General features: G+C 63.5%; 5 protein-coding genes. 3 read left to right on the top strand and 2 right to left on the bottom strand.

Translation table 11 applies throughout. From position 1 onward, the window contains the following. On the bottom strand, positions 1 to 1,230 hold a 1,230-nt coding region (locus tag CP49_RS13910; RefSeq protein ID WP_197423106.1), incomplete at its 3' end, for an efflux RND transporter periplasmic adaptor subunit. After that, positions 1,220 to 2,680 (bottom strand): efflux transporter outer membrane subunit, encoded by a 1,461-nt coding sequence (locus CP49_RS13905; RefSeq protein WP_057850865.1) that lies wholly within the window; start codon positions 2,678 to 2,680, stop codon positions 1,220 to 1,222. The genes CP49_RS13910 and CP49_RS13905, both read right to left, overlap by 11 nt. A 361-nt stretch (positions 2,681 to 3,041) precedes the next feature. Here CP49_RS13905 and CP49_RS42725 point away from each other — a divergent pair, with 361 nt between their 5' ends. The 3 genes from CP49_RS42725 (at position 3,042) to CP49_RS13890 (ending at position 5,916) form a co-directional block, all read left to right on the top strand. Further along, entirely contained in the window at positions 3,042 to 3,407 is a 366-nt protein-coding gene (locus CP49_RS42725) for a hypothetical protein (RefSeq protein ID WP_245310681.1), read from the top strand. A gap of 149 nt (positions 3,408 to 3,556) precedes the next feature. Further along, entirely contained in the window at positions 3,557 to 4,786 is a 1,230-nt protein-coding gene (locus CP49_RS13895) for an SAM-dependent methyltransferase (protein WP_057850802.1), read from the top strand. A gap of 89 nt (positions 4,787 to 4,875) precedes the next feature. Next, positions 4,876 to 5,916, top strand: a complete 1,041-nt coding sequence (locus CP49_RS13890; RefSeq protein ID WP_057850801.1) for a cysteine synthase A — start codon at positions 4,876 to 4,878, stop codon at positions 5,914 to 5,916. The last annotated feature ends 84 nt before the right edge of the window (positions 5,917 to 6,000 follow it).

Here is a 6,000-nt window from a genome sequence, read left to right as displayed (position 1 = left end):
GCGCTTGCGCGGCGCCAGATCGGCGGTCGGCGCCCGGTCGGCGGTGCCGATGAAGACTTTGGCGCCGTCGGACAAATTGGCAAAGCCTGTGGTTACGACGCGGTCGGAGGTCGAAAGGCCGCTTGCGATCACGGCGTCGTTCTCGTTCTGCTGGGTCACGACGACCGGCTTCGCGGTCGCGACATTGTCGGGGCCGATCACATAGCTGAACGTACCGACAGGGCCACGCTGCACAGCCGATGCCGGCACCACGATCGCCTTCTCGAGCGTTTCGACCTTCAGCCGCACATTGACGAACTGTCCGGGCCAGAGCTGGAACTTGGCATTCGGAAATTCGGCCTTCAGCTTCAGCGTGCCGGTGGTCGGATCGACCTGGTTGTCGATACCTTTCAGCGTCCCGGTATCGATTACGGTGACGCCGTCATTGCCGAACACGTCCACTGAAAGCGCGCCGTTGGCAGCGGCGGCGTTGACCCGCACGATCTGCTGCTGTGGCAGGCTGAACTGCGCGGCGATCGGCTGCAATTGGGTAATGATGACGAGGCCGGTTACATCCGACGCGCGGATGATGTTGCCCTGGTCGACCTGGCGCAGGCCGGCGCGCCCCGACAGCGGCGCGATGACCTTGGTATACCCGAGCATCGCGCGCGCATTGTCGATCGCGGCCTGATCGGCCTGCACCAGCGCTTCCTGCTGGGCGACCACCGAGCGCTGCGTATCGGCCTGTTGCTTGGAGCCGGCATTCGACGCGGCGAGCTGCTGATAGCGCGCCAGGTCGAGCTTCTGGTTGGCAAGCAGCGCTTCATCCTGCGCTTTCTTGGCCACCGCCTGATCGTACTGGGCCTGGTAAATCACCGGGTCGATCTCGGCCAGCACATCGCCCTGCTTGACGTCCTGGCCCTCAACGAAATTCACCTTGATCAGTTTGCCGTCGACCTGGGAGCGCACCATCACCGTGTTCAGCGCACGGACCGAGCCGACTGCATCGAGATAAACCGGCACATCCTGCGTGCGCGGCGTCGCCGCCAGCACCGGCACTGGAAGGTCGGGGCGTGCGCCGGGGCCGCCGCGACCGGTCTGCTTCTGCTGAAAGGCGGTCCAGCCGAGATAGCCGAGGCCGCCGAGGATCAGCAGCGTGATCGTCAGCGATACCATCCGCCGGCCAATGCCACGCGCGACGCGCTTGCCCGCCGTCTTCGCGTCGTCCTTTACTTCCGGCTTAAAGAGCATCGACCGGCCTTTCCATCCTAGGCTCCCAGCCGCCCCCCAGCGCCTGATAGAGACTGACGATCGCGAGCAGCCGGGCCAATTGGGCCTGCCACAGCAAATCTTCAGCCTGGAACAACGTCTGCTGCGTATTTAGCACAGTTACGATATCGGCAGTTCCGGCCCGCAGTTGCTGCTCGGACAGTTCGAACGCCCGCCGCGATGCCGCCACCACCTGGCGCTGCAGCCGCAGCCTCTCCGTGGTCTGGCGGATCGACGTCAACGCAGTGTCGACATCGGCAAAGGCCTGCACCACGGTCTTGCGATAGGTCTGCAGCAATTCGTCCTGCCGCGCTTTGGTGAACTCGAAATTGCCGAGGATCCTGCCGCCGTCGAAAATCGGCTGGGTCAGGCTGCCGACCAAGCTGAAGAAGGCGGCTTGCGGCTGAAACAGCGACGACAACGCCGAACTTTGATAGCCGCCCTGCCCGGTCAATTGAATGCTCGGGAAGAACTGCGCGCGGGCGCTGCCGACATTGGCAGTCGCCGAGGCGAGCTGCGCTTCCTGGCGGCGAATATCAGGCCGTTGCGTCAGCAATTCCGACGGCAGGCCAGGCGTGACGCGCGGCGCGGCGATCTGGTTGAGCGAACCGCCGGTGACGCGCACCGCCTCCGGCGGCCGCGACACCAGCGTCGCCAGCGCATTGATGTTCTGGTCGAGCGTCTGCCGCAGCGGCGGCACCAGAGCGCGCTGGTTGGCAACCACGCTCTCCTGCTGCGCGACGTCGAGGTCGGTGCCGGTGCCGGCTGTCAGCCGCTCCTTGATGGCATTGAGGATGCGCTCGGCACTGGCGATGTTGCGCTGAGCGGTCCGGATCCGGTCCTGCGCGGCGAGCACCTGGAAATAGGCATTTGCGACCGTCGTCAATGTGGTCAGCGCGATGACATCGCGGTCAAAACGGGTGGCGACGGAGGTCTCCTCCGCCGCCTGCGCGGCATCGCGGTTCTTGCCCCAGAAATCCAGTTCGTAGCTGGCGCTGAGCGAGGCCGAATAGTTGACCACCTCGCGTCCACCAATGGTCAGACCGCTGGTGCTGGAGCGCGAGGTCCGCGAATAGGTTTCCTGACCGGTTGCGCTGAGAGTAGGCAACAGCGCCGCACCCGCGATTCGTGCCTGCGCATCGGCCTGTCTGAATCGCGCGGTGGCCGCCGCAATGTCCAGATTGACGGTCTGCGCCTCCTCCATCAGGCCCGTCAGCTCGCGGGAACGGAAGCCACGCCACCAGTCCAGCGTCGGCGGCGCGTCCGCGGCCTTCGAAAGCCGGGCCGCCTTGTAGCCTTCCGGTATGTCGAGCGCGGGATCGGGAAGGTCCTTGGTCAGGATGCAGCCCGCGGAGCTGGCGACGAGGCCAAGCACCGCAAGCGATCGCGCTAGCCGCTTGCCGCCCGGGATGAGAGCGGGCCAACCTTCGATCGCAGCAGTTGCAGTTCGTTGGGTCACACCCGTTCTCCACCGGGCAAATCCCGGCCCGGCGCACGACGAGCGCTTCTCCTGATGGCCTGCGACACGTTCACGGGGGTGATGCTTCCGCTGAATCCGAACCCGATACTAGCCTTGCGACTGCGGCGCGCACAGCCCCGCGCAGCCCTTCGCAGGTCATCCGTTCGGGTGCGCAAAACAGCCAGCAAAGTACTCACTTCCCCTTGTTTTATAGGGCTTGGAGCAATGTCGGGACGCCTCAGGGGCGCCGAAATCTTACGAAGATTTCATGGGGGTTTCTGAGGTTTTTCCCTGTTCTGACGTCCCGCGTCCGCCGCTTGCGCGAGCCGAATCCATGCCTGTGGCCGATTTGAAACTCCGGGAACAGGCCCCCTATCTGGGCTCGTGCAACAGAGGGGCAAAAATGCGGGGTCCCGGTGGTTCGGACGGGAATCAGTGGCAATGCCGCGGCCTGGGCCTTGACGAAACATTATCCGGTCACCGTCTACGACCGCGAGCTCAGCCTCGCAACCTGTTGTCGCCCACCTATCTCTGGATGCTCCGCGACATCCTCACCTTCAATCAGCAGAGCATCGAGGATTACGCCGCGGTCAAACTGGCCGGGCTGACGCTTGGTGAATATTTCCGCACGCGTCACTTTGCGCCGCGGCTGTTGATCGATTTGCGGCGATCCACTGGGAGGCGCTGCGGCTCTGGCTGAAGGGCGCGCGGCTGGCGCCGCGGAAGGACGCCGCCCTCAATACTGGCTTGGCGACCGGGAAAAGCAATGACTATACTTCGCTGGCGTTGTCCCCCCGTGCCGAGGATTGAAGCAGGCGAGGCCGGGTAAACCCATTCGATGGATCGCCCATGTCCGAGTTGATTTCGGTCACATCGGAAACCGTAGACGCGACGTTTCCGGAATTGCCCCGCCTGGTCCGGCTGGCGCTAGGCTTTGGTTCGAAGCTGCAACATGGCACGCTCGACGTGACGCTGGCCGACGGCCGCATGGTCCGGTTGGGCGGCAACGGGCCCGGCCCGGCCGCGGCGATGAAGATCTACGATTACGGCTTTGCCTCGCGGCTCCTGCGCGGCGGCGACATCGGCATCGCGGAAGCCTATTTGCGCGGCGAATGGGATACGCCCGACTTGACGCAATTCCTCTATCTGTTCTGCGTCAATCAGGACTGGATGCAGACAATGCTCATCGGCAATCCGCTGACGCGCACATTCCAGATCGTCAGGCACTGGCTCAACCGCAACACCAAGCGGCAGGCCCGCCGCAACATCTATGCGCATTACGACATCGGCAACGCTTTCTACTCGGCGTGGCTCGATCCCAGCATGACCTATTCGTCGGCCCTGTTCGAGGATGACACGCCGGACCTGACCGCAGCCCAGCACAACAAATACCGCAGGCTTGCTGAAGCGATCGATCTGCGGCCGGGCCAGAAGCTTTTGGAGATCGGTTGCGGATGGGGCGGCTTTGCCGAATACGTCGCCAAGACGTTCGGCGTCAAGGTCGTCGGGCTCACCATCAGCAAGGAGCAGCGCGATTTCGCGCAGGCGCGCATTCACAATGCCGGGCTCAGCGACCGGGTCGAGATCAAGCTCCAGGATTATCGCGATGAGCGCGACCGCTACGACCGGATCGCTTCCATCGAGATGATCGAAGCGGTCGGCGAGCAGTTCTGGCCGAAATACTTTTCACAGTTGCGCGACCGCCTGCTGCCCGGTGGCCTCGCCGGCATCCAGGCCATCACCATCCAGGACAGCCTGTTCCAGACCTATCGCCGCGAAGTTGATTTCATCCAGCGCTACGTTTTTCCGGGTGGCATGCTGCCCTCGCCGCAGATCCTGAAAACGCTCGGGGAGCGCTTCGGCGTTCCCGTCATCCGCGAACGCATTTTCGGGCAAGATTATGCCAAGACGCTCGCGATCTGGCGAAGCAATTTCCGTGCGGCCTGGCCCAACCTGACGCCTTCGGGCTTCGACGACCGCTTCCGGCGGCTGTGGGAATACTACCTCGCGTACTGCGAGGCGGGGTTCCTGTCAGGAAATATCGACGTACGTCAGGTCGTATTTGCAAAATCGGGCTGACCGGCCTGCTCCAACGCTGGCTTGTGCGGCTAGCGGCGGTCCTTTAGGGTCGCCTAACGATTAGGCAAGCAAACCGGCAATTTCAAAGCATGACCTTCAACAAAGACGTCATCGAAGCGATCGGCAACACGCCCCTCATCAAGCTGAAGCAGGCATCTGAGCTGACCGGCTGCACCATTCTCGGCAAGGCCGAGTTCATGAATCCCGGCCAGTCGGTCAAGGACCGCGCGGGCAAGTGGATGATCCTCGAAGCCGAGAAGCGCGGCGACCTCAAGCCGGGCGGCCTCGTGGTGGAATCGACCGCCGGCAATACCGGCATCGGTCTCGCCGTCGTCGCCAGCGCGCGCGGTTACCGGACCTTGATCCTGATCCCGGAAACCCAGAGCCAGGAAAAGAAGGACATGCTGCGGCTGTGCGGCGCCGAGCTCGTTGAGGTGCCGCAGCTGCCCTATTCCAACCCGAACAACTATCAGCATGTCGGACGGCGGCTGGCCGCCGAGCTTCGCAAGACCGAGCCGAACGGCGTGTTGTTCGCCGACCAGTGGAACAATCTCGACAACGCCATGGCGCATTACGAGTCCACCGGACCGGAGATCTGGGAGCAGACCGGCGGCAAGATCGACGGTTTCATCTGCTCGGTCGGCACCGGCGGCACGCTGGCCGGCGCCAGCCGCTATCTGAAGGAAAAGAACAAGGGCATTGTCACTGCCTGCGCCGATCCGCATGGCTTCGCGATGTACGAGTTGTTCAAGCACGGCACCGCCAAATCGACGCCGGGTGACTCGATCACTGAGGGCATCGGATTAGGTCGCGTCACGCCCATCATCGAGACGGCAAAGGTCGACGACGCTTTCCTGATTTCGGACGAGGAAGCCGTAACGGTGATCTACGAACTGCTCGAACACGAGGGCCTGTGCCTCGGCGGCTCGACCGGCATCAACGTTGCCGGCGCGATCCGGCTCGCGAAGCAGCTCGGGCCCGGCAAGACCATCGTCACCATCCTTGCCGACTCCGGCAACCGCTATCAGTCAAAACTGTTCAATCCGGCGTTCATGCGCTCGAAGAACCTGCCGGTGCCGGCGTGGCTCGAGAAGCGCACGAAGATCGACGTGCCGTTCGTGAAGGTGTGATTGCTCGACGTCCACCGACCTCATCCTGAGGAGCGGCCTCTTGGCCGCGTCTCGAAGGATGGCTGCGGGCGGGCCTGCATGGTT

Source organism: Bradyrhizobium valentinum (assembly GCF_001440405.1).
Classification (GTDB): domain Bacteria; phylum Pseudomonadota; class Alphaproteobacteria; order Rhizobiales; family Xanthobacteraceae; genus Bradyrhizobium; species Bradyrhizobium valentinum.
Note: the sequence above shows the minus strand (reverse complement) of the source record. Positions and strands in the feature narration are given on the sequence as shown.

What these genes read in the sequence shown, in the direction of transcription:
- CP49_RS42725 (WP_245310681.1), top strand. Translation starts at nt 3,042, where the DNA reads ATGCCTGTGGCCGATTTGAAACTCCGGGAACAGGCCCCCTATCTGGGC.
- CP49_RS13895 (WP_057850802.1), top strand. Translation starts at nt 3,557, where the DNA reads ATGTCCGAGTTGATTTCGGTCACATCGGAAACCGTAGACGCGACGTTT.
- CP49_RS13890 (WP_057850801.1), top strand. Translation starts at nt 4,876, where the DNA reads ATGACCTTCAACAAAGACGTCATCGAAGCGATCGGCAACACGCCCCTC.